This is a genomic window from Streptomyces sp. x-80, from assembly GCF_046549095.1.
In the GTDB taxonomy this organism is placed as follows: Bacteria; Actinomycetota; Actinomycetes; order Streptomycetales; family Streptomycetaceae; genus Streptomyces; species Streptomyces celluloflavus.
In genome coordinates, this window is the sequence record NZ_JAJPWM010000015.1 from 167,627 (window position 1) to 194,417 (window position 26,791).

Here is a 26,791-nt window from a genome sequence, read left to right on the forward strand (position 1 = left end):
GCGGTGGCCGGGCGGTGGCCGGGGCGGCCCCTTGGCGCGGCCGGGCGGTGGCAGGGAAGGGCTCGGGCTGCGGCCCGGTGGCGGGGGGTGCGGCACACTGAGCGGTTCTGCCGGAGTCCGGTGCCGTACCGGCGTCCCGAAGGGGCACGGGCACCTGCGCGACCAGCCACCACCGGCCCGCGGGGGCCCGACCGCGCTTTCGGCGGAGCGCGTACGGCCGGGCGGCGCCCGCCGCCCGGCCGTACGCGCACGTCCCTCACACCCCGGCGAGCGCCTTGAACTGCTCGACCAGCAGGGCGATCGGGTCCGGCGGGATCTCGCGCCGGACGGCCTCGGCGGCCTTGCGGCCGATCTCCGGCCATTCGGCGCGCCGTTGCCAGGCCCGTTCCAGCGCCTCGTCGAAACACGCGGCGGCGGGTGCGGCGGCGACGAACCCGGTGACGCCGTCCTCCAGCAGCTCGGCATTGCCCGCCACATCGCTGACCACCACCGGCCTGCCGCACAGCATCGCCTCGATGATGACGGTCGGCAGCCCTTCGGCGCGGGAGCTCAGCACGAGGGCGTGGTGGGTGCGCCAGATGCTCTCGATGTCCTCGGCGTACCCGGCGAACTCGACGTTCGTCAGCCCCATCCGGTCCCGGAGGGCCCGCAGGACGCGCTCGTGCGAGCCCGCCCCGTAGACGGAGAGGGTCACCGGCCGCTCGCGCCACTTGGGCAGGGCGAGCACGTCGAAGAGCACGTCGTGGCCCTTGCCGTTGGGGTCGAGGCGGGCCAGGCAGGCCAGCCTGACGCGGCCGTCGTCCCCGGGCCAGGGCGGGGCGGCGGCGTAGTCCACCTTGAAGTGGCAGCGCACCACACGCCCGTTGGCAATCGGCCCACCCACCTGGCGCTCCGTCAGGCTGCGGTTTCCCTCGGAGACGAAGAAGGACGCCAGTGCCCCCTCGTAGCCGCGCGCCAGCCGTTCGGCCACGTCGTCGGGGCACCACTCGTAGTCGGACGCCGAGTTGGAGTACGCGACGTAGGGGAAGCCCCGCCGCCGGCACTCCTCCATCCAGCCCAGACCCTCGTAGTTGTCCCCCTGGGAGACGACGACGAAATCGGGGCGGATCTCCTCCAGGATGCTCGACTGCTGCTCGGACCAGGGGAGTTCATGGACAGGGCGCTGGTCGTAGGGGGCGGGATCCCACCTGCGGTGCACCGTGCACCCGGCCCGCTCCAGCGCGGCCAGCTCGGCGGGGACCTCCTCCCAGCCCTTGATGCTCGCGTGGATGTCGGCGCCCTCGCGGAGCCAGTGCTCCGCGGCCAGCGCCCAGTTGGTCTCGCTCGGTCCCCACGGGGCCGATTCATTGGCCGAGGCGAAGAGAATTCGGGGTGCTGTTCGATCCGTCCGACCCATTCGGGTATCACCCTCCAGAACAGACGATTGGGAATGAACGGAACCGTAACGTGAAATACGCCGCGACGGAAGTGCGCCGATGCGGGGACAGGATCCTCGCCACGCCGGACGCATTCTTTCTGGACAGGGACGGAACGCTGAACGAGAAGCCGCCGCCGGGCGAATACGTGACGTCCCCGCAGCAATTGACGCTGCTGCCCGGCGCGGCCGCCGCGGTGCGCCGCATCAACGCCGCCGCACGTCCGGCCATTCTCGTCACGAACCAGCGTGGAGTGGCCCGCGGCCTGATGTCGGAAATCGACCTGGCCGCTGTACAGAAACGACTGACGGAATTATTGCGGGAAGCCGGCGCCTTTCTGGACGCCTGCTATTGCTGCGTCCACGAGAAGGGCGACTGCCACTGCCGCAAACCGTCCCCCGGCCTGCTGACGCGCGCCGCCGGGGACTTCCCGCACCTCGACCTCCGCAACACCGTCATGATCGGCGACGCGGAGACGGACGTCCTGGCGGGCCGGGCCGCGGGCACCGCCACGGTGCGCCTCGCCGACGCGCCCGGCGGCACCGCGGCGGACCTCGTCGCCCCCGACCTGCGCACCGCGGTCGGCCTCCTGCTGGAAGGGGAACGCTGATGAAGATCCTGGTGACCGGAGGCGCGGGGTACATCGGCAGCGTCGTCGCGCACCGGCTGGTCGAGGAGGGGCACCGGGTCACCGTCCTCGACGACCTGTCGACCGGCTTCGCCGAAGCCGTCCCCGAAGGCGCCGGCTTCGTGCGCGGGACGATGGCCCGCGCGGCCGAGGTCCTCGGCGCCCCCGGAACCCACGACGCCGTGGTGCACCTGGCGGGGCGCGCCCTCATCGACGACTCGGTGCGCCGCCCCGAGCGCTACTGGCAGGGCAACACCACCGAGTCGCTCACCCTGCTCGACGCCATGCTCGCCGCCGGGGTCGGCCGCATCGTCTTCTCCTCGACCGCCGCCGTCTACGGGCAGCCGGAACGCGTCCCGATCGAGGAGAGCGCCCCCACCGTCCCCACCAACCCCTACGGCGACTCCAAGCTCGCCGTGGACCTGGCGCTCACCGCCTACGCCCGCGCCCACGGCCTGGCCGCGGTCAGCCTGCGCTACTTCAACGTGGCCGGGGCGGTCGGGCGGTTCGGTGAACGGCACACGCCCGAGACCCACATCATCCCGCTCGCCCTGGACGCCGCCCTGGGCCGGCGCCCGGAGTTCGCCGTGTTCGGCGGCGACTACCCGACCCCCGACGGCACCTGCGTACGGGACTTCGTCCACGTCGCCGACGTGGCGGACGCGCACGTGGCCGCGCTGCGCGGAGCCGTCCCCGGCGAGCACCGGATCTACAACATGGGCAACGGCACCGGCTTCTCCGTGCGGGAGGTGCTGGCCGCCGTGGGCCGGGCCACGGGCCGCCCGGTCCCCGTCAGGGACGCCCCGCGGCGCTCGGGCGACCCCGCCGCCCTCGTCGCCTCCAACGAGCGGATCCGCCGCGAACTCGGCTGGAAGCCGGACCGGCCGGACCTCGACACCATGATCGAGGACGCCTTCCGCTTTCATCGGGAGCTCCACCAGCAGCTCCGGCAGGGGGGCCGTCAGGAGCCCCGCCGGGAGCCGCCCGCGGAGGCCGGCCGGACCCCGCGCGCGGGGTCCGGCGATGCAGCGGGCGGCAGAGGCGGGGCCCGGTGAGGGGCCCCGCGGCCGGTGCGGTGCCCGCGCCCTCAGACGCCCCAGAGCAGACGTGCCAGCTCGCCGATGTCCTCGACGCCGGTCAGATCGGCGGGGACCTCCTCCAGCACGTCGAAGTCGTGCAGGAACGTGAACTGCAGCATCTCCTCGGCGAACCCGGGCGGCACCTCCCACCCGGCGCCCTCCAGCGCCGCGGCCAGCAGCTCCTTGTCGGCCCGGAACGCGTTCAGGTGAAGCTGGACGAGGCCGTAGCGCGGATCGCCCGCGTAGACGTCGGTGAAGTCGATCAGGCCGGTGATCCGCTCGGCCGCCGGGTCGACGAAGAGGTTCGTGCCGTGCAGGTCGCCGTGGACCAGCACCGGCTTCCGGCCGGCCAGCAGCGTGTCGACCTCGGGCAGGAAGTCCGGCACGTCCGCCAGGAGACGGGGCGAGAGATAGCCCCACTCCCGGTGGTCCTCCAGCGTGGCCTCCCGGCGCTCGCGCAGCAGCTCGGCGAAGACGTCCGACTCCGGGCGCAGCGCGGCCGTGCCGGTCAGCGGCACCTCGTGCACCTGCCGCAGCACGGCACCGAAGCGGCGCGCGAGGGTCAGCAGCCGGGGCCGGTCCAGGGCCTGCATCGCCTCCCGCCAGGTGATCCCGGACGTCGCCTCCATCACCAGGAACGGCCACGGCCAGGCGTCCGTGCCGGGACTCAACTCCCCGCGCGCCACTAGGCGGGGGATCGGCAGGCCGTGCCCCGCCAGGACCTCGTACGCCTCCAGTTCGGCGGCGTGATTCTCCGGACCGCACCAGTGTTCGCCGTAGAGCTTGACGGCGAGACCGGTGTCGGTGAGCACCACCGGATTGGTGCTCTCACCGGGAATGCGCAGCGTGCCGGGGGCGGCAAGTCCGAGGGAATCCAGCGCCCGGCGGACCTGGGGCTCCCAGAAATCGAGGTCGTTACGGAGTTTCGCGTAGATGTCGTCCGAAGTGATTTCGCCGAGATCCGTGGGACGGTTTTCCGGCACTGGGGCTCTCCCGTTCTGTGCGGCAGCGGAGAATAGCGGCGGAATTCGCCTCAGGCTAGCACGGGCGGCGGTGCCGGCGACACGAAGTCCCGTCATCTGCCGCTAGGTTGGGAAGCGGCAGCCGAGGACGCGGAAAAGAGAGCGTGAGGAGCCCCGTATTGAGCGCCGACCCCGTCACCGCCCGCAGAACAAGTTCGTCACTCGCCTCCCTGAGGCGGCTCGCCCCGTACCTGAGACCCGTCCGGCGTCCCGTCCTGGGAGCGCTCGCCGCGACCCTGGGCGCGCAGCTGTGCGGGCTCGGCATCCCCCTGGTGGTCCAGCGGGTCATCGACGGCCCGTTCACCACCCGCGACTACGGCGCCCTGCCCTGGCTGATCGCCCTCGTGGCCGTGCTCGGCGCCGGGGAGGCACTGCTCTTCTACGCGCGCCGCAAGCTGATCGCCCGCCCCACCGCGCTGGTCGAGGCGCGCATGCGGGCCGATCTGCTGCACCACTTGCTGCGCATGCACGTCGCCTTCCACGACCGCTGGCAGACCGGCCAGTTGCTGTCCCGGGCCGTGGGCGACCTGGTGACGCTGCGGAAGTACCTGGCCTTCGCCGCGCTCTTCCTGATCGTCAACAGCGTGACGCTCGTCGTCGGCCTGGGACTGCTGTTCACCATCGCGCCCCTGCTCGCCCTCGTCGGACTGTGCAGCTCCGCACCGCTGTTGCTGATCTCCTACGTCAACGAGACCCGCTACAAGGTCGTGGCCCGCCGGATCCAGGACCAGTCCGGCGACCTCACCACCATCGTCGAGGAGACCATGCTGGGGATGCGGCTGCTGAAGTCCTTCGGCCGCACCCGCGTCCGCACCGGGCTCTTCCGCGACCAGGCCCGCCTGCTGCGCGGCAGCGAGCTGCACATCGTCCGCATCATGGCGGCCCTCTCGGCGGCCGTGCTCGTCTTGCCCGACCTCGGCATCGCCGGGCTGCTCGGCGTCGGCACCACCGGCATCATCCACGGCAGCCTCACCCTCGGCGACGTCGTCGCCGCCATCACCATCAGCACCTATCTCCGCTGGCCCACCGAGTGCATCGGCTGGGCCCTGTCCGAGACCAGCACGGCGGCGTCGGCCTGCGACCGCTACTGGGAACTGCGCGAGAGCGTCCCGGCCGTCACGGACCCGCCCGAGGAGCGGGCGTACGGCCGGGGGGCGGCCGCGGCCCCCCACGGCGATCCCGGCGCCGCGCCGGAGCGGCCGCCGGCCCGGCGGCCGGCTGCGGCACCCGGCGGCCATCTCCGGTTCGAGGACGTCCGCTTCCGGTACCCCGGCGCCCCCCGGTCCCTGCTGTGCGGCGTCGACCTGGAGGTACGGCCGGGCGAGACCATGGCGCTCGTCGGTGCCACCGGATCCGGCAAGACCACCCTGACCGCCCTCGTGCCCCGGCTCACCGATGTGACGGCAGGCCGGGTCACCCTCGACGGTGTGGACGTCCGCGACATGCCCCTGCACGACCTGCGCGCCCGCATCGGCTGCGCCTTCGAGGACGCGATGCTCTCCTCCGCCGGCATCCGCGAGAACGTCATCCTGGGCCTCCCGGGCGCGTCGGAGGAGACCCTCCGTGAGGCCCTGCGCATCGCCCGCGCCGAGGAGTTCGCCGACGCCCTCAGCCCGGACGGGCTCGACACCCGCATCGGCGAGCAGGGCCTCACCCTCTCCGGCGGCCAGCGCCAGCGGCTGGCCCTCGCCAGGGCCGTCCTCGGCAGGCCCGCCCTGCTCGTCCTAGACGACCCGCTCTCCGCCCTGGACCTGCACACCGAGGCGGAGGTGGAGAAGGCCCTGCGCGGCGTGCTCACCGACGCGACCGCGCTCGTCGTCGCCCACCGCCCCAACACCGCGCGGATGGCCGACCGGGTCGCCGTCCTCGCCGACGGGCGGATCACGGCCGTCGGCACCCACGAGGAACTGCTCACGAGCTGTCCCCACTACCGGGACCTCATGTCCGCACCCGAGTCCTGGCAGGAGGCGACGCCGCGGTGACCACCTCCACGGGAGCCCCGCACGGCCCCGCCGCCCACGCCTCGTCCACCGCCGCGGCCCCCGGGGCGTACCCCGGCCTCGACGCCGCCGAGGACCTGTCCGTCCTCGACAAGGCCACCCAGCGCCGCGTCCGCGCCCGGTCCCGGCGGCTGTTCGCCGACCTCATGCGCCCCTGGCTGTGGCGCGCGGGCGTGGCCCTCGCCGCGCTGGTGCTGGAGAACGCCGGCCAGCTCGCCGGCCCGCTGCTCATCGCCCGCGCCATCGACAGCGGTGTGCCCCGCGCGGCCGACGGCCGCGCGGGCACCCTCGTGTGGTGCGTCGCCGGGTTCGCCGTCTGCACCGCGGTGTCGGCCGCCGCCCGCTACGCCTTCTTCCGGATCTCCGGCTCCGTCGGCCAGGCCGTCCTGTACGACCTCCGCATGCGCATCTTCCGGCAGGCGCAGCGGCTGCCGGTCGCCTTCCACGACGCCTACACCTCGGGCCGCGTCGTCTCCCGGCTGACCGCGGACATCGACGCCGTGCGCGACCTGGTCGAGGGCAGCCTGGACGGCCTGCTGACCTCGCTGCTCACCGTGGCCGGCATCGCCGTGCTGCTGCTCTGGCTCGACGTGCCCATGGCGCTGGTCGTGCTGTTCTCCTTCTTCCCCCTCCTGTTGCTGAGCCGCTGGTTCCGCGAGGGCTCGCGCCGCGCGTACCGCAGGGCGCGCAACACCGTCGCAGAGATCCTCACGGAGCTCGGCGAGACCCTGGGCGGCATCCGGGCGGTGCAGACCTTCCGCGCCGAGCACCGCAAGGCCGCCCGCATGAACACCCTCAACGAGGACTTCCTCGAGGCTCAGACCGAGGCGCTCGGCTTCGTCGCGCGCTACACCTCCGGGGTGCGCCTGGTCGGCAACACCGCGCTCGTCCTCGTCCTCGCCATCGGGAGCTGGCGGCTGTCGGAGGGCAGCCTCCAGCTCGGCATCCTCACGGCCTTCGTGCTCTACCTGCGCAAGTTCTACGACCCGCTGGACGAGCTGGCGCACTTCACCAACCTCTACGTGGCGGCGAGCACCGCCCTGGAGAAGATCGCCGCGCTGCTGGCCGTCGAACCCTCCGTGCCCGAGCCCACGGCCCCCGCCGCCCTGCCCGCCGACCGCCCCGGACGCGGGCGCCTCGCCTTCCACGCCGTCGACTTCCGCTACGCGCCCGCCGGACCGCCGGTCCTGCCGCGCTTCGACCTCACCGTGCCCGCGGGCCAGACCGTCGCCGTCGTCGGCGCCACCGGTGCGGGCAAGTCCACCCTGGCCAAGCTCGCCGCCCGGTTCTACGACCCCTCCGGGGGCCATGTGACGCTCGACGGCGTCGACCTGCGCGACCTGCCCGACGAGACGCTGCGCCGCGAGGTGATCCTGGTGACGCAGGAGAACTTCCTCTTCACCGGCACGATCGCGGAGAACCTCCTGCTGGCCCGCCCGGACGCGACGCGCGAGGACCTGCGCGCCGCGGCGGCGGCCGTCCACGCCGACCGGGTCATCGAGGCGCTGCCCGACGGCTACGACACCCAGGTCAGCAAGCGCGGCAGCAGGCTCTCGGCGGGCCAGCGCCAAATGGTCGCCCTCACCCGGGCGTTCCTCGCCGACCCGACCGTCCTACTGCTCGACGAGGCCACGTCGAGCCTGGACATCCCGACCGAACGCGCGGTCCGGGTGGCCCTGTCCAAGGTGCTCGCGGACCGCACCGCGGTGATCATCGCGCACCGGCTGTCCACGGTGCTGTCGGCCGACCGGGTCCTGGTCATGGACGGCGGCCGCATCGTCGAGGACGGCCCCCCGCGCACCCTGGCCGCCGGGGCCGGGCCGTTCTCCCGCTTGTACGCGACGTGGGTGTCGGCGACTTCGGGGAGGGCGAGCCGGACCGCCCCGCCGGGATGACGCGCCTGAGGTGGCGCTGGGCGCACAGCGCTCGCACCGGGCGGTGGAGTACGCGGCGAAGCGGTGGTGCACGCCGTGGTAGGCGGCGGAGCGAAGAGTTTCCTCCGAACCAGGACGGCCGGTCCCGGCGACCGGCCTCAACTCCGGGACACCACACCTTCAAGCGACCACATGAACAACATCAAGTCACATACCGTCCACTGGCCACATGCCACGTCATCCGCGTCGCCTACTCCCAACGGCGCCTGCGACAGCCCGCCAACGACGGCCTCTGGACGAGCAATGGCTGCGCAAGTCCTGCCTGAGTCCCGCGGCGTACCCATGGCGATGACGGCGGCGGGGCCACGGCACGGCGGCCGCCATCGGCGTGCCGGGCGGCAACAGGCGGCGTGGTGATCCGGACGGCCGGCGGCCGGCGAGCACCGGCCGCGCCACCCCACCGTGCAGGCACTTCGACTTCCCCGGCGCGGTTCACCGGCTCGGCAAACCCGACCAGGGCCTGGTGAAGCAGTCTCACCCCGCCGCGCGCGGCGGGATTTCGCCTGTGCTCGCGCAGGAGCGCCGAACAACCGCCGTAATACAGGGTTCTTGCCAAATGTGGCAAGGATGCCGAGGACGCGCCGGGAGGAGTGTTCGTGGCGGGCCCGTTCGCGGGTTTCGTGGACCTCGGGCGGTGAGATCTTGTTCGGCTTCCTCGGCGGGTGATCGCCTTGCCCGGGTGGTCGCGCCGGAGTCCCAAGCACCCTTATTCCAAGAGCACTTCGGCCTTCGGGAACCGACGCAAGAGGCCGTCGATGCTTTCGCCCCGTATCGCGGTGGTGTCGTGCATCCGTGCTGGGCGGAGGTTTCCGCCCAGAGGGTCCGGCCCCGTTCGTCCGCCACGGTGGTGGTCTTCATGGTGTTCTGCTTCTTCTTGCCGGAGAGGACGGCCCGCCTTGCGCCGCGAGGGGAGACGGGCCGGCGGACCTCGGCCTCGGTGGCGTCCAGCCGCAGCGTTATGCCCTGGCCTGCGCGCAGGCGAAGACGTCCGCCAGGTCCGCGGCCGGATCCCCGGACGATCGGGCACCGCGAAGCCGCGGGACGCGAGCAGGCCCCTTGCCTCGGCGATCGCCCGGCTGACGGTCGACCGGTCAACTCCGAAGAGCAGGGCCAGGACAGCATGCGGCAGATCGTGCCAAAGATGGATCAGCGTGGCGGCCACCCGGTCGGCGAACAAGCCGGTACCGGGCCCTGCTCCGGCGGCGCGGCGACGCGCACCTCCACGGGCGGTGTGACGCCGGCCCTCGACCACAGCCCGCCAGGCAGAGGCGAGCACGACGACCAGGTCACCAGGTCCCGCCGCGAGAGACCCGCCAGCACCCGATGCCCAAGCACCGCACAGTTCACCACGATCACCACACCGCCAGATCACACCGCCCGCAAGCCGCCCGACCACCTCACCACCCCAATCACCCACCAGGTCGTTGGTGTCCGGCGTTCCACGGCACGTGACGCGGCGTCGCTTGCCGCGGTGTGGCGAACGGGGCCGGTCGTCAGGCTCCGGCGAGCAGTTCGGCCTCTTGTGCCGGGGACAGCCCGGTCGACAGCGGGGGTTCGCCGCGCTCGCGGTCCCAGGCCAGTACATCGGCCGCGGTCACCGCCAGCGGGGTCGCGGGCAGCCCGGCGGCTCGGGCGCGCGCCGTACTGCGCTGCTGGGAAGGCCAGTCCGACCGCACCAGCGGCAACACCGGCAACACCGGCGAGACCGACTCGGGCGCCACCGGCACGATCTCGACCCGGCGGCCCGCCACGTGCGCACAGGTCTCGATGAGCCCGCCGAGCGTGGTGGGCTCGGCCGGGCCCATGGCGTGGAACGCACCGGGCCGGTCGTCCGCCAGCAGCCGCACCACGAGCCGGGCCAGGTCACGCGAGTCGACGATCTGCACGGGCTGCTCCGGGCGGCCCGGCAGCGCCACCCGGCCGCCGCGGGCGGCCCGGCGCACCCAGTAGGTGAACACGTCCGACGGGTCGTGCGGCCCGGCGACCCTCCCCGGCCGCACGATGGTGGCCCGCGCCCCGTACCGGGCGACCACATCGTCCTCACAGGCCACCTTGAGGGGCCCGTAGGTGTCCTCGGTGAGCTCCTCGGTGTCGCGCACCGGCGGCCGGCGCGGAGCGTCCTCGTCCGCGCCCGGTCCCACGCCGGTCCGGGCGTACACCGCGTTGCTGGAGATGAACAGGTACCGGCCGACCCGGTCGCCGAGCGCCGCCGTCGCCTGCCCGACATGGCGCGGTACGTACCCGCTGACGTCGACGGCCGCGTCCCAGCTGCCGTCGCGCAGCGCCGCGTAGTCACCGGTGTCCCGGTCGCCGGTGCGCCGCGGTACGTCCGGGAAGAGACCGGTGCCGGTCCGGCCACGGCTGAACAGGGTCACCTCGGCATCCTCACGCAGCGCCTCCGCCACGATCGCCCGGCCCACGAACGAGGTGCCGCCAAGTACGAGAATTTTCATGGTGCCCGACCCTAAGGGCTGTTCCGTATGGCGCGCCGGGCGGTGGCCCCGGGCCGCGGCGTGGCGCTTCGGCGTGCTGCGTCGGCGTGGCTCGGTCCGCACCGTTGCCCGGCATCTCCCGCGCGTCCTGGTGGTCCTGGGCCGAAGCCGGCCCAGGACCACCGTGGGCTCAGACCGCGGTCCGCTCCACGGGAATCCAGAGCTCGGCCTCTGCCTCTGCCGCGTCCGGCGACAGCCGCGTGCGCAGGATCTCGGGCCCCGGCCTGCTCCGGTACGGATTCGACGGGAACCACTGTGTGAACACGTCCCGCCACAAATACTGGAGCGTCCGGGGGAACGGCCCGGAGTTCTCGAAGACGGCCCATGTCCCCGCCGGGACGGTGCAGGCGTCCAGATCCTCAGGGGCGGCTGAACGGGTCACGACGCCGTGGTAGTAGTCGAGTTCGGTGCCCTCCGCCCGGCTGTCGGCGAGGTTGTCGCACACCGAGACGATTCCCTTCGGCTCCTGGTCGGACAGCACCTCGATACGCCGTAGCGTCTCCTGGCCGATGCCCTGGACGAACGCGGCGATGGCCGGGTTCACCCCCTCGTGGACGAGGGGGACCCGAGCCCTCTTGCCGACCACACGGAACTCCTCCTTCTCCACTGTCCGGTACCGCATGGTGGTGCTCCCTTCGACGACGAGGCGGAAGGACATCCGTGGCTGGGAGCGCAGCGCCGCACCGGTCCGCCTGGCCTCGCCGGGACCGACCCCGTGCAGGGCACGGAACGCCCGCGCGAACGCCTCGCCCGAGCCGTAGCCGTAGCACACCGCGACGTCCAGCAGGGTGCGCTCTCCGGCGAGCACCTCGGCACCCGCGACGGTCAGCCGCCGGCGCCGGATGTACTCCGACAGCGGGATCCCCGCCAGCGCGGAGAACAGCCGCCGCAGGTGGTACTCCGACGTCACCGCGATCCGGGCCAGTTCGGCCACCTCGATCCGCTGGTCGAGATGGCGCTCGATGTGCTCCATGGTCTGGTTCAACGGCTCCAGCACCCCGGTCTCCTTCCCTTTCGGTCACTCACGTTAGGGAGGGACCGCCCTGCCGGACCCGACTTCCCGTGCCCGCTCCGGTCGGGTGGCCCGTCGGCTCCCGGCGGCGGGGCAGCCGGATCGGGCCACCGCGCCGGCCGGGGGCAGCCGCTCCCCGCTCTCGGGGGAGCGGCGGCCGGTTCCGCGAGCACCGCCGTGTGGCCGAAGGGCCGTATCCCGTCGACGCGTCCGGCCTCGGCGCGCCGTACGGAACGGACGTGGCCCAGTCCGCCGGCTCCGGCCGGCTCCGCGACGGAGGCCGTCGCACGGGACGTCAGCTCGGAGCCGGAAGCGAGCGAGGCAGGGGCCGGCCGCGTCCCGGGCGGATCGCGTAAGCCTCATACCTGCTCCGGCTGGTCGAGGCCGCACTGTCGCAGGCAGGGCGTCAGACCGCTGAGGGTGACCTCCGGACGGTCCGTCAGCTCCCACCGGTCCCGGGTCAGGCGCAGCCGCTGAGACGACGGCGCTGCCGTGCAGGACGTCCCGGGCGATGCCGTCAGGCCGGTAGCCGAGCTTGTCGGAGACGCGCAGCGGGGCGGTGTTGTCGGTGTACGACATCGTCGTCGCCTCCTCGGCGCCGAGGCCGGCAAAGGCCAGGTGCAGTACGGCCGAACGCATTTCGCGGCCGATGCCCTGCCCCTGATGCCGGAGGCCGAGCCAGGACGCGGTCCCCACCTCGCGGAGGATCCCGAAGTCCTGGGCCTCCACTTCCCGCACACCCACCGGGCGGCCGTCCACGAAGACCGCCAGGTCGAGCGTCCAGTCCTGCGGCGTCCAGGTGCCGCGCCGGTGCCAGTGGCGCCGCAGCGTCTCGCGCGCCCGCTCGGCCGGCGGAAGATCCGTCCAGGGCGTCAGGAACGGCCGCCGGCCCGGCTCGTGAACGCCCTGGGCGGCCACGTCGGCCAGTTCCGCCAACTCGCCCTCGGTGGGCAGTCGCAGCTCCAGCCGGGCGGTCCGCACGCGCAGCCCCGGCAAGGGCCAGTGATCCGACAGCATGGGGCATTCTGCGCCCGCGGTTCCGGACGGCGCACCACGTTTACGCGCACCACGTTTACGCGCACCACGTCTACGCCGTCCCGCCGCCCGACGGCGCGGGCCCGCCCGCGTTTCCCGCGGACGGTGGCACGGCCGTGCGGCGGCCGGCTTCAGGCGGCGGCGGTGGTGGCTCCGGCCGCGTGGTCCGCCAGTGCCCGGATCTCGTCGGCGTAGCGCGGCCAGACTTCGCGCGGCAGGAAGTGGCCGACTCCGGGGAAGGTGACCAGCCTGGCGCCCGGGATGGCCGCCGCGGTGCGGCGGGCGGCCGCGGTGCGCAGGATCTGGTCGCCCTCCCCGTGCAGGACGAGGGCGGGCAGACGCAGTTCGGCGAGGCGCCCGCCGCACCACTTGGCGCCTATCTGGCGGCTCTGCGCATCCGGATCGCGAAATCCGGCGATACCCCGCGCCGCCTCCCGGGCGACGGTGTCGCGCACGTCGTCCGCGTCGAACGGATAGCCGGGGGAGGCCAGGGCGCGGCCCACCGCGAGCGCCAGGGCGAGGTCGCCGTCGCGCCCCTCCGGGAAGCGCATCCTGGCCATCCGCAGCGGTGTTCCCAGGCGCAGACAACGCAGTACGCCCAGGCCCTTCGCATCGCTGGGCAGGGCGGACGAGGAGGTGACGCTGCGCACCCGGCCGGGGTGGCGCAGTGCGATGCGCTGGGCCAGGAGGCCGCCCATGGAGTGGCCGAACAGGTGCGCCGAGTCCCAGCCGACGGCGTCCATGACGGCGGCCGCGTCGTCGGTCATGTCCTCGGCGCTGTAGGCGGGGGGCTGCCGGCGGAAGAGCGTGGCGAGCGGGGTGCGGCGGGGGGCGCCGGGCAGGTGGGTGGACTCGCCGGCGTCGCGCTGGTCGTAGACCACCACGTGGAAGCCGCGGTCCACCAGCGCGTCGAGCAGCCCCTGCGGCCACCAGAAGCGCGAGGCGGCGAGCCCCATGACGAGCAGCAAGGGGTCGCCACCGGTGCCGCCGTGGTCGGTGAGGGCGAGCCGGACGGCGCCGTTGCGTGCGAAGCGCACCGGACCGGGGGCTGGGCGGGACATGGCCTCTCCTAGGTTTGCGAACGTCGTTCGCGAATGACATTAGCCATTCGGGTACGCTGTTCGCAAACAGTGGGTGGCAGGGCGGACAACGGGTTGTGGGAGGCGTGGGTGGCCGGTCGGCAGGACATGGTGATCTGGATGCGTCCCGAACAGGCGGCGGTCGGGCGGCCCGCCGAGCGCAGCCGTGCCGAGATCACCGCCGCCGCGGTGGCGCTCGCCGACCGCGAGGGCCTGGCGGCGGTCTCGATGCGCCGGGTGGCCGCGGAGCTGGGGACGGGCGCCGCCTCGCTTTACCGCTACGTCGCCACCCGCGACGATCTGCTCGACCTGATGACCGACTCCACGGCGGCCGAGTACGACCTGCCCGAGCCCACCGGCGACTGGCTTGCCGACCTGGTCGGGGTCGGACGGCAGGCCCGCCGGATCATGCGACGGCACCCCTGGCTCCCGGCCCTGGTGACGGCCAGGCCGGTGCTGGGGCCGAACGGCGTCGATGTCCTGGAGCACGTCCTCGGCGTACTCGCCGCCCAACCGGCCGACGCCGCCGCGAAGTTGGAGGCGTTCGCCCTGATGAACGCGTTCACCGCGGTGTTCGTCCAGCACGAACTCGGCGGCGGCGAACCGGCCGCCCGCCACCACGCCGCCTACCTGCGGCAGGTCGCCGCAGCAGGCGGACACCCCCGGCTCGCCGCGGCCCTCACCGAAGCCGCCACGCCCGTCGGCGGCCCCGCGGACCACATCGAGACGGACCGCTACGAGGCGGACCACCACGAGACGGACCGCTACGAAGCCGCCCTCGCCCGGGTGCTGGGCGGTCTGCTGGCCCCGCCTCGCTGACCTGCGAGGCCGTCGTGCCTTCGGTGGACGGTGCCGGTGTCCGTACGCACGCCCGCGCCCGGCCGCGCACGGGGAACCTCCGGCCGGACGGTGAGGAGGGGTGTGGGATCACCGCCGGGCAGCGGGTGGGGCGGGACGCCGCGTCGCGTGCTGACCGGCTCGGCTGGCCCTCCGGGTGGGCGCCGCCCCGGGTGACCGTCCCGGCGGCGGTCCGCGCCCGCCGCCCGGCCCCCGGCAGCGGCCATCGCGTGGTCACCGGCGGCCCGGGGCTCCGGCCGGTTTGGCGGAGCCGCCCGCGGCTACGTACAGTTCCGCCGGAGCTTTATCCGAACAAACGATCCCAGGAAACCTGGAAACCAGGAAAGCAGCAGCGGTAAATGACGGTGACCGAGGAAGGCCGGGCCGATGGCACGGGTATCGACGTGGAGCGGATGGCGGTCTGCCTGAGCGTGCTGGAGGAACTCGACGCACTGCCGCTCGACCACCCCGACGCGATCACCATACGGCGCGCCACCGCCGGCATCTACCGGACGGTGAAGCAGCGCCGCCGGCAGGAGCGCCGCATCGCCAAGACGGCCAACGACAAGGCGGTGACCGAGGCCACGGCCACCGGAGCGGCCGACCGGATCGACGACGAGACCCTGGGCCTGGCCCTCGCCAGCTCGGTGACCACGGAGATCGCCGGAATCCTGGAACGGCCCCGGTCCTGCTACATCTGCAAGACCCGCTACGTCGAGGTCGACGCGTTCTACCACCAGCTCTGCCCGGACTGTGCCAAGGAGAACCGGGCGCGCCGCGACGCCCGGACGGACCTCACCGGGCGCCGCGCGCTGCTCACCGGCGGCCGGGCGAAGATCGGTATGTACATCGCGCTGCGGCTGCTGCGGGACGGCGCGCACACCACCATCACCACCCGCTTCCCGAACGACGCGGTCCGGCGTTTCAAGGCGATGCCGGACAGCGCGGAATGGCTGCACCGGCTGAAGATCGTCGGGATCGATCTGCGCGACCCGGCCCAGGTGATCTCGCTCGCCGACGCGGTGAGCGCCGAGGGTCCCCTCGACATTCTGATCAACAACGCCGCGCAGACCGTCCGCCGGTCGCCCGAGGCGTACGGACAGCTGGTCGCGGCCGAGTCCGCGCCGCTGCCCGCCGGTGAGCTGCCCGCGTCCCTCGTCATCGGGCACTTCGGCAGCGGTGCCCCCGCGGCCCTGCCCGCCGCCGGGCCGGCCAGGCAGGGCGCGCTGACCGCGGCAGACGTCACCGCCCTAGCGCTGACCAGCGGCTCCGCCTCGCCCGCCCGGATCGAGGCGGGCACCGCGATCGACGCGGGCGGGCTCGTACCGGACCTGCACGCGACCAACAGCTGGATCCAGAAGGTGGACGAGGTCGACCCGGTCGAGCTGCTGGAGGTCCAGCTCTGCAACATGACCGCGCCCTTCCTCCTGGTGAGCAGGCTGCGCCCGGCGATGGCCGCGGCCGCCGCGCGCCGGAAGTACGTGGTGAACGTCTCGGCGATGGAAGGCCAGTTCAGCCGCGGCTACAAGGGAGCGGGGCATCCGCACACCAATATGGCCAAGGCGGCGCTGAACATGCTCACCCGCACCAGCGCCCGGGAGATGCTGGAGACCGACGGCATCCTCATGACCGCCGTGGACACCGGCTGGATCACCGACGAGCGCCCGCACCCCGACAAGATGCGACTGGCCGACGAGGGTTTCCACGCCCCGCTCGACCTGGTCGACGGCGCGGCCCGGGTCTACGACCCGATCGTCCGCGGCGAACTCGGTGAGGACCTCTTCGGCTGCTTCCTGAAGGACTACGCGCCCACGGCCTGGTGAGCCAGCGGGGGCGGCCGTGGCACGCCCCCGCCGGTCCGCGCGGCCGGTCCGGCGTACCGGCCGCGCCGCCGTTCCGCGACTACCCGGCCTGGCGCGGCGCGGCAGGGGTGTCGCCGCGGACGGCGTGCAGATAGAGCGCCAGCGTGTCGAAGGTGAAGTACGAGCTGTAGGAGACGTCCGGGAAGTCACCGCCCGTGTGATAGCCGCCGATGACGCCGATCAGGGCGTATCCGGTGAAGTCCCGTACCAGGAACGGTCCGCCGGACGTGCCGCCGATATAGCCCGCGCAGGCGATCTCCAGGAAGTCGCCGGGGGCGGCGGGATCGGTGCTCGTGTACCGGTGGGTGGCGGAGGCGCAGTCCAGCGGCTTGGGATACGTGGTGTCGCTGCTGCCCGGGTAGCCGATGAGCCGTACGTTCCGGTGGCTGTACCCCGGGTACGGGAGCAGGTCGTAGCCGCCGGTCACCTCCTCCACCACGGCCCCGTCCTCGCGCGCCCCGAGCCGCACGACCGCGTAGTCCCAGCGGGCACCCCCGGACGTTCCCAGGTCGTAGTACCGCTGGTCGAGGTAGACGCGGTCGACGGGGTAGATGCCGTGCGGCTTGAGGCCGTCGTGATACTGCGGCACGAACGACAGATGCCGCTTCGGGTCGGGGGAGCGCAGACAGTGCCCGGCGGTGACGACGAGATCGCGATGCGGACTGCGTACGACCGTTCCGCCGCAGAACCGGCCGGTGTCGGTGCTGTCCGTCCAGAAGAACGTCCCCACCGCCGGGAGACCGTCGAACGGGTGGCTCGGCGGGGTATCCGCCGCCGGACGCGCCGGGCGCGCACCGCGCGCGACGGCGGCCGGTTCGGCGGCGCGCATCCGCTGCGGAGTCCAGTACGCGTCGTCCGCGGCGGCGGGGCCCGGCGCCTGGGCCGCGTGCGCGGGCGGACCGGGCAGGGCGGTGAGCGACAGTCCGAGCAGCAGGGCGGCGAGCAGCAGGGGGACGCGGCCGCGCACGGCAACGGGTCTGTTCATGGTCGGGGTTCCTCCTGAGGGCGCGACGTACGGAACGGGGGAGACGGGTGGGGTGAGCGTGCCATCGTGCTACGGCCGGGTGCCCGGCGAGCGGACCGTGTCGGAATGCGGGCCGGCGGCCATCCGAACCGGACGAGAACAAACCGCGTGCCGCACCGGCGAGTCGGACCCCTCGGTCATCGGTTCGGTGCCCCGGCGGGACCGTCCGCCGGCACCGCCGAACGCCGCCCCGTCTCCATGTTTTCCACTCCCGCGCCGCGCTTAGTCGTCCGCGGCCGGGCGCGCCCGGGTCCCGTCGCGCTATCTGACGTGGCGGGCGACACCGGTGGCGCGGTGCAGGAGGGATTCGAGCGGCCCGCGGCGGAAGTAACGTGACCACGCCAGGGCCAGCAGGGTGATGGCCACGGCGAAGCAGAGCAGCAGGGACAGCGGCGAGCCGGGCACCTCCCTGATGTGCAGGGCCCAGATCCCGACGACGTTGAAGACGTAGGCGGTCAGGGACATCGTGCCCACCACGATGACCGGCCGGGCCAGTTGCCGGAAGCGGGGCAGCTTGTCGGCGGCGGCCAGGCAGGCGGCCAGGACCGCGATGGCGACGCCGCCGTTGCCCAGCACCGAGAGCGTGGTCTCGCTGTGCGGGGAGGCCACCAGCAGCCAGGCGGACGTGGAGTGCGTCGGGTCGCCGATGCCGTCGGACCACCACGCCGACAGGGCGGAACCGGACCCGTCCCCGGCATCGCCGATGGCCGAGACGGCGTCGGGGAGCAGATGCAGCGCCAGCCAGGAACCCCCGTAGCCGACGACGGCGAGGCAGCCGCCGGTCAGGGCCAGCCGGACGCGGACGGCCGTCGAGGACAGGTCGAGCCGCGCCACCGCCATCCCGGCGAGTACGAAGGGCATCCAGGTCAGCACCGGATAGGTGCCGGTGAAGAAGAGGCCGAGGACGCCGTCCGTACCGCTGATCAGGGCGAGCGGATCGACGGCGGTCACCGCCTCGGCCCAGGTGCCGCCGTCGATCGAGTACCGCACCACGTACAGCACCTGCGGCAGGACCAGCGCACTGCCGGCGGCGAGCCCCGCCAGGGTCCCGGGGCGCAGCCGGCGCAGCGGGAGAGCGAGGACGAAGAACAGGCCGTACGAGGCGAGGATGACATCGACCGGGGTGTGGGCCATGGTGAGCGCGGTGCCCAGCGCGAGCAGGACGGCCGAACGGATCAGGACCCGGGCGACGGCCTGGCGGCCGGCCCGCCCGGTCCTGGGTGCCTGACGGCCGGTCAGGAGGACGAGCGAGAAGCCGGCCAGGAGGGCGAAGAGCGCGGACGGCCGGCCGTGCGACAGCTCCAGGAGGAAGCCGACCGGCCCGCCTACGGACGGGTCCGGGCCGACATGAGCGGCGTACATCCCGAAGATGGCGACGCCACGGGCGAGATCCACGCCGATCAGCCGGGCCGTCGCCGCCGTCGGCGGGCCGTCGCGGAGCGGTGGGGCGGCCGGGGCCTGCTGCTCCGGCGGGGAGGTGTTCTGTGTCATGGCTCAAGCGTTGACCGTGCGCGCCCCGAACGGCGGTGATTTACGGGGAATTTGGGCGACGGTTGGGCAGCCGGCCATCCCGCCGTCCCGCGCCCGTACGCCTGGACGACGACGGCTCCGGCCCGGCTCCGGCCTGGCTCCGGGCGGCCCCCGGAACAGGCCGCCCGGCGCCGGTGTCACCGCCCGGAACCCGCGCCGACGAGCGCCCCCTGCGGTGTGGCGAGGTCGAACGTATCGTGCAGCGCGCGCACCGCGTCGTCGAGCTGGGCCGCGCCGCACAGCGCCGAGATGCGCAGCTCGGAGGTGGTCATGGTGTCGACGCCGATCCCCGCCGCCGCCAGCGCCGCGCAGAAGGCCGCCGTCACGCCGGGCAGCGTGCGGATTCCGCTGCCGACGAGGGAGACCTTGCCGACGCCCTCGTCGTACGCCAGCCGGGCGAAGCCGAGGTCCGTGCGCTGCTCCTCCAGCGCGGCCACCGCGGCGGGCCCGCTCTCCCCGGACAGCACGATGGTGAGGTCGCTGTGGCCGTCCGCCGCCGAGGCGTTCCGGACGACGATGTCGACATCACCCTGGGCGTCGACGACGCTCCGCAGCACGCGAGCCGCGAGCCCGTCGCGGTCCGGTACGCCCGTCACCGTGAGCCGCGCACCGGAACGGTCGTGCGCGATACCGGTGAGCGCCGCCCGCTCGGCGGACGGGGCCTTCGCCGTGCCGGTCACCATGGTCCCCGGTTCGCGGTGGAACGAGGAACGGACGTGCAGGGGCACCCCGTGGCACCGGGCGTACTCCACACTGCGCAGCGCGAGCACCTTGGTACCGGCCGCCGCCATCTCCTGCATGACGTCGTAGGGGACGACGTCCAGCTTCCGGGCGGCCGGCACGATCCGCGGATCCGCGGTGTAGACCCCGTCGACGTCCGTGTAGATCTCGCAGACATCGGCCTTGAGCGCGGCGGCCAGTGCGACCGCAGTGGTGTCCGAACCGCCGCGCCCCAGTGTGGTGATCTCCTCGGTGTCCCGGCTGAGGCCCTGGAATCCGGCCACCACCGCGACCTGGCCGCGGTCCAGAATCTGCCGTACCCGGTTCGGTACGACATCGATGATCCGTGCCCGGCCGTGCGCCGACGTCGTGAGCACGCCGGCCTGCGGGCCGGAGAAGGAGCATGCCTGGCCGCCGAGGGCGTGGATGGCGATGGCGACCAGCGCATGGGAGATGCGTTCGCCGGCCGTCAGCAGCATGTCCAGTTCGCGTGGCACCGGCAGCGGGGCCGCCTGCCGGGCCAGATCGAGGAGTTTGTCGGTGGTGTCACCCATCGCGGACACCACGACGACGAGGTCGTGCCCCGCCTTTCGGGTGGCGACGATCTGTTCGGCGACCCGGGTGATCCGTTCGACGTCGTGCACCGAGGAGCCGCCGTACTTCTGGACGATGAGAGCCATGTGATCAGACCTCCTTGGGAGGTTGTCCGGCACGTGCGGGGCGGGGGAGCACGGGGCGGAGCCGGGGGAGCGGACGCCGGTGCCCGCCGGGCGGCCGCCCCGTGCGGGGCCGGCCGCCCGCGGCGCGCGACGGCGCCCCGGGGGCCGGCACGTCAACGGCCTTCGGCCGGCCGGGCAGGGGCGGAGAGCGCCCGGCAGCTGTCCTCGACCGCGGCCAGCAGGATCGTGCAGGCGGTGTCGACGACCTCCGCCGTGACATTGAGCGGCGGCAGCATCCGTACGACACCGTCGTCCCGGCCGCCGAGCTCCACGATGAGCCCCTGCCGCAGGGCGTGTGCCTGCACCGCGGCCGCCAGGGAGCCCGCGGGCCGCCCGGTGCCCGGATCGGCCAGCTCGATGCCCCACATCAGGCCGCGGCCCCGGACCTCGCGCACCCAGGGCAGCCGGGTCAGTACCGCGAGCCGGTCGGCGATCTGGTCACCGCGTGCGGAGACATTGCCCAGCACATCGTCGCGGTGGATGACACGGATCGCCTCCACGCCTGCCGCGAAGGCCAGTTGATTGCCCCGGAAGGTGCCGGAGTGCGCGCCCGGCGCCCAGGTGTCCAGCCGCCGGTCGTAGATGATGAGGGCGACCGGGGTGCCGATGCCGCTCAGCGCCTTGGAGGCGATGATGACATCGGGCTCGATGTCGTACTGCTCGAAGGCGAACCAGGTGCCGGTGCGCCCGCAGCCGGTCTGCACCTCGTCGACCACCAGCGGGATGTCGAGGGCGCGGGTCAGCTCGCGTACCCGCCGGACGAAGTCCGGGCGGGCGGGCACGATTCCGCCCTCGCCCTGCACCATCTCCAGGACCACCGCGGCCGGCAGCGGGATGCCGCCGTTCGCGTCGTTCAGCGCGTTTTCGAGGAGGGTGACGCAGTTGGTCGCGCAGGTGTCCGGGGACAGCCCGACCGGGCAGCGGGAGCAGTAGGAGTACGGGAAGAAGTGCACGCCGGGCATGCCGTTGGCGACCGGCTGCTTCTGCGACACGAGGCCGGTCAGCGCCATCGCGGCGTGGCTGCTGCCGTGGAACCCGCCCTGGAAGGAGACGATGTCGCCCCGGCCGGTCGCGGTCTTGCACAGCTTGAGCGCGGCTTCGACCGCGTTGGCCCCCGTCGGCCCGCAGAAGTGCAGCTTCATCCGGTCCCGCATACCGGGCGGGAGCATCGACAGCTGGGCCTCGGTGAACGCGTCCTTCGCCGGGGTGGGGAAGTCGAGGCCGTGGGTGAGCCGGCCGAGCTGCTTGGTCACGGCCCGTACCAGCTCGGGGTGGTTGTGCCCCAGGGAGAGCACACCGGCGCCGGCGAGGAAGTCGATGAAGACGTTGCCGTCGACGTCGGTGACGAAGCTGCCGGAGCCTTCGGCCAGGGCGATGGGCAGGCGCCGGGGATATGCGCGGGCGTTGGACTCCGACTGCTGCTGGCGGGCGAGGAACCGGGCCGAACGGGGGCCGGGCAGCTCGCCTTGTACGCGGGGCCCGGTCCAGGTGCCCGGATGGTCAACGGTTGTCATGACAGTCTCCTGCGGGGGTGTGGAGGAGCGGGGTGGAACAGGGGAGGCACGGTGGTGTCGCCCCGGTGCGGAACGGTTGTGTGCGGCTCAGCAGCGCCGGGCCGGTATGCCGCGCCAGCGGCTGCCGGCCGGCAGGCTCTCGCCCTTCATGACCAGTGACATCGCGTCCAGGGACGTGCCCGCGCCGACCTCCGCGTCGTAGAGGACGACGGAGCGGATGCCGATGGAACTGCCCGCCGCCACCTTGACGTGCGACATCTTCATCACCCGGTCCTCGAACAGATGGGTCTGCAATGAGGTGACCTCGCCCACCGCGGCGTCGTCGCCCACCTCCACCAGGTCGAACTCGGTCAGGTAGGTCGTGGAGAGCCAGACCCGGCGGCCGATACGGGCACCGAACAGCCGCATGACCGAGCCCATCCAGGGGGTGCCGGTGAGGAAGTTGAGCAGCGAGGGGACGACGAGGTTCTCGAACAGTCCCGTGATGAGTTCGGTGCGCCGTACCCAGACGCTCCACAGCGGCTCCACGCGCGGCCGGTAGCGGCCGATCACCAGCCACTTGAGCAGTACCACCAGCAGGGTCGAGGCCACCGCGGAGCCCAGCACCAGCGCCGGGCCGAGGAGGAACACCAGCCACGGCGGGGCGGACTCGGCCAGGAGCACCGAGGCGCAGAGACCGGCCAGCGTGCTGAGCCCGCCGATCGTGGCCGGCAGGGTCACCCGGAAGAACTCGATGGCCAGCCGCGCGGCGATGAGCGCGCGACTGGGGTCGTAGGTCAGCTTGGCGGGGAACTTCTGGCTCTCCTCCCGCCGGGGCAGGAAGATCGCCGGTGAGCCCAGCCAGGTCGTCTCGGGATCGATCGGCCGGGACGGCGCCACGGAGTGCACCCCCAGCAGGCTGTTGTCCCCCAGCCGCGAGGAGCCGGGCACCAGGGCCCCGTTGCCGACGAAGCTCCGCTGTCCCACCTCTCCCGGAGCCACCGAGATGCGCCCCCGGTGGAAGACGGCCGGAGCCACGACGGCGACATCGGCCACGAAGCTGCGCTCCCCGATGACGAGCATGTCGGGATCGACGAAGCTGACGGTCGCCACCTCCGACCAGCGGCCGGTCCGCGCGCCCAGCAGGCGCAGGAACGGCACGAGATAGAGGGTGGAGTACAGCGCGTGGGTCGCTGTCAGGCTCAGCGTCATCAGACCGTCACCGAACCACTTGCGCACCCCGAAACCGCTGCGCTCGGCATAGATCCCCGGCCGCACCGACGGCAGTACGACCCGCTTGAGGAAGAGGACGAGCAGGCAGGTGGTCAGCGCGACCAGCGGCCCGGCCACGGCCAGGGAGGCGAATCCCCAGAGCAGCCCGTGGTCGGCGACCACATAGGCGACGAGCACCGTGCTCGGCGCGAGGACCAGCAGCGGAGCCAGGGTCAGCAGCAGCGCTCCCGCGACGAACCCGGCCAGTACCCCGGCCGGCCAGCGGCGCTCGTCGGGGTCGGCGGCGAGCGCCGCCAGCAGGGGCGGTACGGCGGGCTGCCGGGTGGCCGGCGAGCCGGACCAGTGCTCGTCCGCCGGTACGACCTGGTCCGCCGGGACGAGCGACTGCTCGCCGACGGTGGCCCCGCTGCCCAGCTCGGCACCGGGCAGTACGACGCTGTTCGTCCCCAGGTAACTGCCGGCGCCGAAACGGACCGGAGCCAGCCGCAGCCAGCCGCCCTCGACGATGTAGGGCTGGACGCGCGCGCCGTAGCCGATGCTCGTTCCGTCACCGATCTCCACGAACGCCGGCAGTCCCACGGGCGAGGACAGGTGGCAGCCGCGGCCGATCCTGGCCCCGAGCAGCCGCAGATACGGCGGCAGCAGCGGGGACCCGGCCAGCACGGCGAGCGGCGAGAGCGCGAGCACCTTGCCGTACATCCAGAACCGCAGATAGGTCGCGCCCCACAGCGGATACCACCCCGGGCGCACCCCGCGCATCAGCAGGCGGCCGCCGAGCACGGGCAGTACGGCGATGCTGAACACCAGCCAGACGACCTCCAGCACCACGAACGCCGGCACATCGAGATGCGCCAGGAAGTCCAGCGGGGTGCCGGCGGCCAGCCCCTGGACGGGTGCGTCCAGCGCGACGCACAGCCGGTAGAGGAGGACGATCACCGGGAGGCCCATGGCCAGCAACCACACGTACAGCGAGCCGAGTTGGACCAGTCCGCAGCCCAGGACGCGCGCGGTGGAATGCCGCCTGGGGGGTGGCGTGGCGGCGGCGTCGGCGGGCTGCTCGTCCGGCGTCGCGGCCTCGGCTTCGAGGAAGGCGGCCAGCCCGCGGACGGTGGGGTGGGCGTAGAGGTCTCCCATGGCCACGCCCTGCAACGCCGGCTGCTGCCGCAGCTTGGAGATCAGCCGGGCCGCGGCCATGGAATGGCCGGCCAGATCGCAGAAGAAGTCGTCCTCGACCGAGATCTCCGTACCGCCCAGGACCTCCTGCCACACGTCCGCCAGCTGGTGCTCCAGCGGCGACCGCGGGGGTACGGGGGGTCCGGAGCGCCGGCCCAGCGGCGGCGACACCGGCGCCGGCAGGGCGGACCGGTCCACCTTGTCGGCGGCCAGCAGGGGGAACGCGGGGAGCACTTCGACGAAGGACGGGATCATGTAGTCGGGCAGCCGGCGCCGTAGCGCGGTGTGCACCCGCTCGCGCAGGGCGCCGTGGTCCGGCGGGTTCGCGCGGTCGGCCGGGGTGACGTAGCCGACCAGATCCTGGACGACACCGTCCCGCTCCAGCGGGGTGACCACCGCGTTCTCTATCTCCGGGTCCTCGCGCAGGATCTCCTCGATCTCCGCCAGTTCGATGCGGTAGCCGCGGATCTTGACCTGTGTGTCGACGCGGCCGAGGTACTCGATCTCGCCGCTGGGGGTGAACCGGCCCAGGTCGCCGGTGCGGTAGATCCGCGGCACCTCGGCACGGTCCCGCTCCACCGGATTGCGCACGAACCGCTCGGCGGTGAGCTCGGGCCGGTTGACGTACCCGATGGCCACTCCCGGACCGCCGACGCAGATCTCACCGCTGGCGCCCTCCGGAACGGGCCGCAGCTGCTCGTCCAGGAGGTAGACGCGGTAGGTCGGCAGCGGACGGCCGATGGTGACGTCCCGGTTCGCGAGCAGTTCGCCGCAGGTCGCCGTGACGGTCGTCTCGGTGGGGCCGTACGCGTTGAGGATGCGGCGGCCCGGCCGGTCCCAGCGGCGCACCAGATCGGGCGGGCACGCCTCCCCGCTCACCAACAGGCTGCGCAGACCGGGCAGTTCGGCCTCGATGGTGGTCAGCAGCGTGGGGACGCAGCAGAGCACGGTGACCGCGTGCTCGGTGAGGAATTCGGTGAGTCCCTGTCCCACCCGCCGGTCGTCGGCCGGGCCCGCTATCAGCGTGGCCCCCGCGATCCAGGCCGGCCAGATCTCCTCTATGGAGAAGTCGAAGGCGATCGACAGCCCCTGGTAGACGCGGTCGGGCTCCGCCACCTGGTAGATCGGCGTGACGACGTCCAGGAAGTTGACGATGCTCGTATGCGCGACGGCCACGCCCTTGGGGCGGCCGGTGGTGCCGGAGGTGTAGATGACGTAGCACGGCGACGACGGATCGACGGTGACTCCGGGACGGCCCGGCGGCTGGGCCGCGAGCTGCTCCGCCACCTGGTCGAGTGCGACCACCGGGCAGGCGACCTCCCGCGTACGGTCGTCCAGCGCCGAGTTCGTCACCAGGGCACCCAGCTCGGCGTCCTGCGCGATGAAAGCCATCCGGTCGGCCGGGAACGACGGATCGAGCGGGACGTACGCCGCACCGGCCTTGAGGACACCGAGCAGTGCCACGTAGGTGTCGACGGACCGCTCCAGCAGGATGCCGACCATGTGGTCAGGTCCGATGCCGCGCTCCAGCAGCAGATGCGCCAGCTGGTTGGCGCGGCGGTCGAGCTCCGCATAGCTGAGCGACGTCTCTTCGCAGACGAGGGCGATACCGTCCGGATTCCGGTCACAAGTCTGTTCGAAGTATTGCGGGAGAATGTGAACCTGCGGCGTCGAACGGGAACGCGCCGGATCCGGGTAATTCGGGAAGGCTTCCGCAACCGTTGGCCGGGAAGCTGGTGTTACTTCTGTCATGCCTCACCTCTCCTGAAGGATTCGCAACAACCTTGGTTATCTGGTCTTGCGTTCACGCGTAAGCGGCACACTGTTCAGCACACGGTTGTTCGATGTGCGTGAGCCATTTCGAAACCGCCCGCCCGGTAGCGTTGCGGCGGCAATCCGTACGTGCCTGACGGCCCCGGCCGGCCTGCCGCTGTACCGCACGGCCGACATATGAAGCCCCCTTGGGAAACTCCGCCCCACGCGCATGGTGCAGACGCCCTGCGGACGGTGGTCCCCATGTTGCGGATGTGTTACCGGTCCGGGTGGTGAGCAGCTGCCGGAATCCGTCACCGGATTCTGGCACGGGCTGCCTTTTGCCCGGCCCGATCATCCTCTGTTCGCTACTGCACAGGCGGGGAATCCGCGGTACTCCGGACCGCATATGCGTCGGAGAACTCGTTGATCACCACGCCCAACTGTCGTACGGGGAACGGCGTCCCGTTGGCGCCGGCCGAACCTCCGCGGACGGAATCCGTGCGCCTCGGGCCCCCTTCGCGCGCCCCATGCCCTGCTACCTGCCGCATTGTGAGTGTCTGCGGCCGACTTGACAGGCCGGCCGCCGTCGCTCGCACCCCGGCGGCCGCTCGTCAGCTGCACGGAAACCCGCTACCTGGAATAACACATTCCGCATCGGCCTCCTACGAGTTGCGCACCAAGTCGAAATGGAAACTAAGTCCAGCGTGCGGGTGCGAACAGTGAGATCCGCGCCAACGCCGATTGGCTGA

General features: G+C 72.7%; 17 protein-coding genes and 1 pseudogene. 6 read left to right on the forward strand and 12 right to left on the reverse strand.

Annotated features, from left to right (window positions below):
- Positions 1 to 256: 256 nt before the first annotated feature.
- Positions 257 to 1,396, reverse strand: coding sequence for a glycosyltransferase family 4 protein (locus ACLJWH_RS28065; protein WP_411144552.1), 1,140 nt, complete (start codon positions 1,394 to 1,396; stop codon positions 257 to 259).
- Here ACLJWH_RS28065 and ACLJWH_RS28070 point away from each other — a divergent pair.
- Both ACLJWH_RS28070 and galE read left to right on the forward strand, forming a co-directional pair.
- Positions 1,372 to 2,025 carry a D-glycero-alpha-D-manno-heptose-1,7-bisphosphate 7-phosphatase gene (locus ACLJWH_RS28070; protein ID WP_411144553.1) on the forward strand — a complete coding sequence of 218 codons (654 nt, stop codon included), beginning with the start codon at positions 1,372 to 1,374 and terminating at the stop codon, positions 2,023 to 2,025. The genes ACLJWH_RS28065 and ACLJWH_RS28070 overlap by 25 nt on opposite strands.
- Positions 2,025 to 3,098, forward strand: a complete 1,074-nt coding sequence (gene galE / locus ACLJWH_RS28075) for a UDP-glucose 4-epimerase GalE (protein WP_411144554.1) — start codon at positions 2,025 to 2,027, stop codon at positions 3,096 to 3,098. The genes ACLJWH_RS28070 and galE overlap by 1 nt, the downstream gene beginning before the upstream one ends.
- Positions 3,099 to 3,130: 32 nt before the next feature.
- On the opposite strand, the gene ACLJWH_RS28080 is transcribed toward galE, so the two are convergent.
- A complete protein-coding gene (locus ACLJWH_RS28080; protein WP_411144555.1) occupies positions 3,131 to 4,105 on the reverse strand; it encodes a phosphotransferase family protein in 975 nt (324 codons plus the stop codon).
- A gap of 158 nt (positions 4,106 to 4,263) precedes the next feature.
- On the opposite strand from ACLJWH_RS28080, the gene ACLJWH_RS28085 reads away from it, so the two are divergent.
- Both ACLJWH_RS28085 and ACLJWH_RS28090 read left to right on the forward strand, forming a co-directional pair.
- Positions 4,264 to 6,126 carry an ABC transporter ATP-binding protein gene (locus ACLJWH_RS28085; RefSeq protein WP_411144556.1) on the forward strand — a complete coding sequence of 621 codons (1,863 nt, stop codon included), beginning with the start codon at positions 4,264 to 4,266 and terminating at the stop codon, positions 6,124 to 6,126.
- Positions 6,123 to 8,039: an ABC transporter ATP-binding protein gene (locus ACLJWH_RS28090; protein ID WP_411144557.1), complete on the forward strand. Its 1,917-nt coding sequence runs from the start codon at positions 6,123 to 6,125 to the stop codon at positions 8,037 to 8,039. Before ACLJWH_RS28085 ends, ACLJWH_RS28090 begins: the two co-directional genes overlap by 4 nt.
- 614 nt (positions 8,040 to 8,653) lie before the next feature.
- On the opposite strand, the pseudogene ACLJWH_RS28095 reads toward ACLJWH_RS28090, so the two are convergent.
- From ACLJWH_RS28095 to ACLJWH_RS28115, 5 genes and pseudogenes are all read right to left on the reverse strand, one after another.
- Positions 8,654 to 9,428: pseudogene (locus tag ACLJWH_RS28095) on the reverse strand (transposase family protein); the annotation flags it as partial.
- 143 nt (positions 9,429 to 9,571) lie between these two features.
- Complete coding sequence (locus ACLJWH_RS28100; RefSeq protein ID WP_411144558.1) at positions 9,572 to 10,531, reverse strand: NAD-dependent epimerase/dehydratase family protein; 960 nt, start codon at positions 10,529 to 10,531, stop codon at positions 9,572 to 9,574.
- A gap of 169 nt (positions 10,532 to 10,700) precedes the next feature.
- Positions 10,701 to 11,567: a GyrI-like domain-containing protein gene (locus tag ACLJWH_RS28105; RefSeq protein WP_411144559.1), complete on the reverse strand. Its 867-nt coding sequence runs from the start codon at positions 11,565 to 11,567 to the stop codon at positions 10,701 to 10,703.
- Positions 11,568 to 11,597: 30 nt separating this feature from the next.
- Positions 11,598 to 12,599, reverse strand: coding sequence for a GNAT family N-acetyltransferase (locus tag ACLJWH_RS28110; protein ID WP_411144560.1), 1,002 nt, complete (start codon positions 12,597 to 12,599; stop codon positions 11,598 to 11,600).
- 149 nt (positions 12,600 to 12,748) lie between these two features.
- The gene (locus ACLJWH_RS28115; RefSeq protein WP_411144561.1) at positions 12,749 to 13,678 is read right to left on the reverse strand and encodes an alpha/beta fold hydrolase; all 930 of its coding nucleotides are present in this window, start codon (positions 13,676 to 13,678) and stop codon (positions 12,749 to 12,751) included.
- Positions 13,679 to 13,786: 108 nt separating this feature from the next.
- Between ACLJWH_RS28115 and ACLJWH_RS28120 the strand changes: the two genes are divergently transcribed.
- Positions 13,787 to 14,515, forward strand: a complete 729-nt coding sequence (locus tag ACLJWH_RS28120; protein WP_411144562.1) for a TetR/AcrR family transcriptional regulator — start codon at positions 13,787 to 13,789, stop codon at positions 14,513 to 14,515.
- A 377-nt stretch (positions 14,516 to 14,892) separates the two neighbouring features.
- Entirely contained in the window at positions 14,893 to 16,356 is a 1,464-nt protein-coding gene (locus ACLJWH_RS28125; RefSeq protein WP_411144563.1) for an SDR family NAD(P)-dependent oxidoreductase, read from the forward strand.
- A 79-nt stretch (positions 16,357 to 16,435) separates the two neighbouring features.
- Here the strand turns inward: ACLJWH_RS28125 and ACLJWH_RS28130 are convergent, their stop codons facing one another.
- The 5 genes from ACLJWH_RS28130 to ACLJWH_RS28150 all read right to left on the reverse strand — a co-directional run bounded on the left by ACLJWH_RS28130 (position 16,436) and on the right by ACLJWH_RS28150 (position 26,039).
- A complete protein-coding gene (locus ACLJWH_RS28130; RefSeq protein WP_411144564.1) occupies positions 16,436 to 17,380 on the reverse strand; it encodes a trypsin-like serine peptidase in 945 nt (314 codons plus the stop codon).
- 300 nt (positions 17,381 to 17,680) lie between these two features.
- Positions 17,681 to 18,910, reverse strand: a complete 1,230-nt coding sequence (locus ACLJWH_RS28135) for a DUF418 domain-containing protein (protein WP_411144565.1) — start codon at positions 18,908 to 18,910, stop codon at positions 17,681 to 17,683.
- 176 nt (positions 18,911 to 19,086) lie between these two features.
- Positions 19,087 to 20,349, reverse strand: a complete 1,263-nt coding sequence (locus ACLJWH_RS28140) for an aspartate kinase (RefSeq protein WP_411144566.1) — start codon at positions 20,347 to 20,349, stop codon at positions 19,087 to 19,089.
- A 152-nt stretch (positions 20,350 to 20,501) separates the two neighbouring features.
- Positions 20,502 to 21,902: an aspartate aminotransferase family protein gene (locus ACLJWH_RS28145; protein WP_411144567.1), complete on the reverse strand. Its 1,401-nt coding sequence runs from the start codon at positions 21,900 to 21,902 to the stop codon at positions 20,502 to 20,504.
- A gap of 87 nt (positions 21,903 to 21,989) precedes the next feature.
- Positions 21,990 to 26,039, reverse strand: a complete 4,050-nt coding sequence (locus tag ACLJWH_RS28150; protein ID WP_411144568.1) for a Pls/PosA family non-ribosomal peptide synthetase — start codon at positions 26,037 to 26,039, stop codon at positions 21,990 to 21,992.
- Between the last annotated feature and the right edge of the window lie 752 nt (positions 26,040 to 26,791).

What these genes read in the sequence shown, in the direction of transcription:
- ACLJWH_RS28065 (WP_411144552.1), bottom strand. Translation starts at nt 1,396, where the DNA reads ATGGGTCGGACGGATCGAACAGCACCCCGAATTCTCTTCGCCTCGGCC.
- ACLJWH_RS28150 (WP_411144568.1), bottom strand. Translation starts at nt 26,039, where the DNA reads ATGACAGAAGTAACACCAGCTTCCCGGCCAACGGTTGCGGAAGCCTTC.
- ACLJWH_RS28130 (WP_411144564.1), bottom strand. Translation starts at nt 17,380, where the DNA reads ATGAACAGACCCGTTGCCGTGCGCGGCCGCGTCCCCCTGCTGCTCGCC.
- ACLJWH_RS28145 (WP_411144567.1), bottom strand. Translation starts at nt 21,902, where the DNA reads ATGACAACCGTTGACCATCCGGGCACCTGGACCGGGCCCCGCGTACAA.
- ACLJWH_RS28140 (WP_411144566.1), bottom strand. Translation starts at nt 20,349, where the DNA reads ATGGCTCTCATCGTCCAGAAGTACGGCGGCTCCTCGGTGCACGACGTC.
- ACLJWH_RS28115 (WP_411144561.1), bottom strand. Translation starts at nt 13,678, where the DNA reads ATGTCCCGCCCAGCCCCCGGTCCGGTGCGCTTCGCACGCAACGGCGCC.
- ACLJWH_RS28100 (WP_411144558.1), bottom strand. Translation starts at nt 10,531, where the DNA reads ATGAAAATTCTCGTACTTGGCGGCACCTCGTTCGTGGGCCGGGCGATC.
- ACLJWH_RS28110 (WP_411144560.1), bottom strand. Translation starts at nt 12,599, where the DNA reads ATGCTGTCGGATCACTGGCCCTTGCCGGGGCTGCGCGTGCGGACCGCC.
- ACLJWH_RS28125 (WP_411144563.1), top strand. Translation starts at nt 14,893, where the DNA reads ATGACGGTGACCGAGGAAGGCCGGGCCGATGGCACGGGTATCGACGTG.
- ACLJWH_RS28135 (WP_411144565.1), bottom strand. Translation starts at nt 18,910, where the DNA reads ATGACACAGAACACCTCCCCGCCGGAGCAGCAGGCCCCGGCCGCCCCA.
- galE (WP_411144554.1), top strand. Translation starts at nt 2,025, where the DNA reads ATGAAGATCCTGGTGACCGGAGGCGCGGGGTACATCGGCAGCGTCGTC.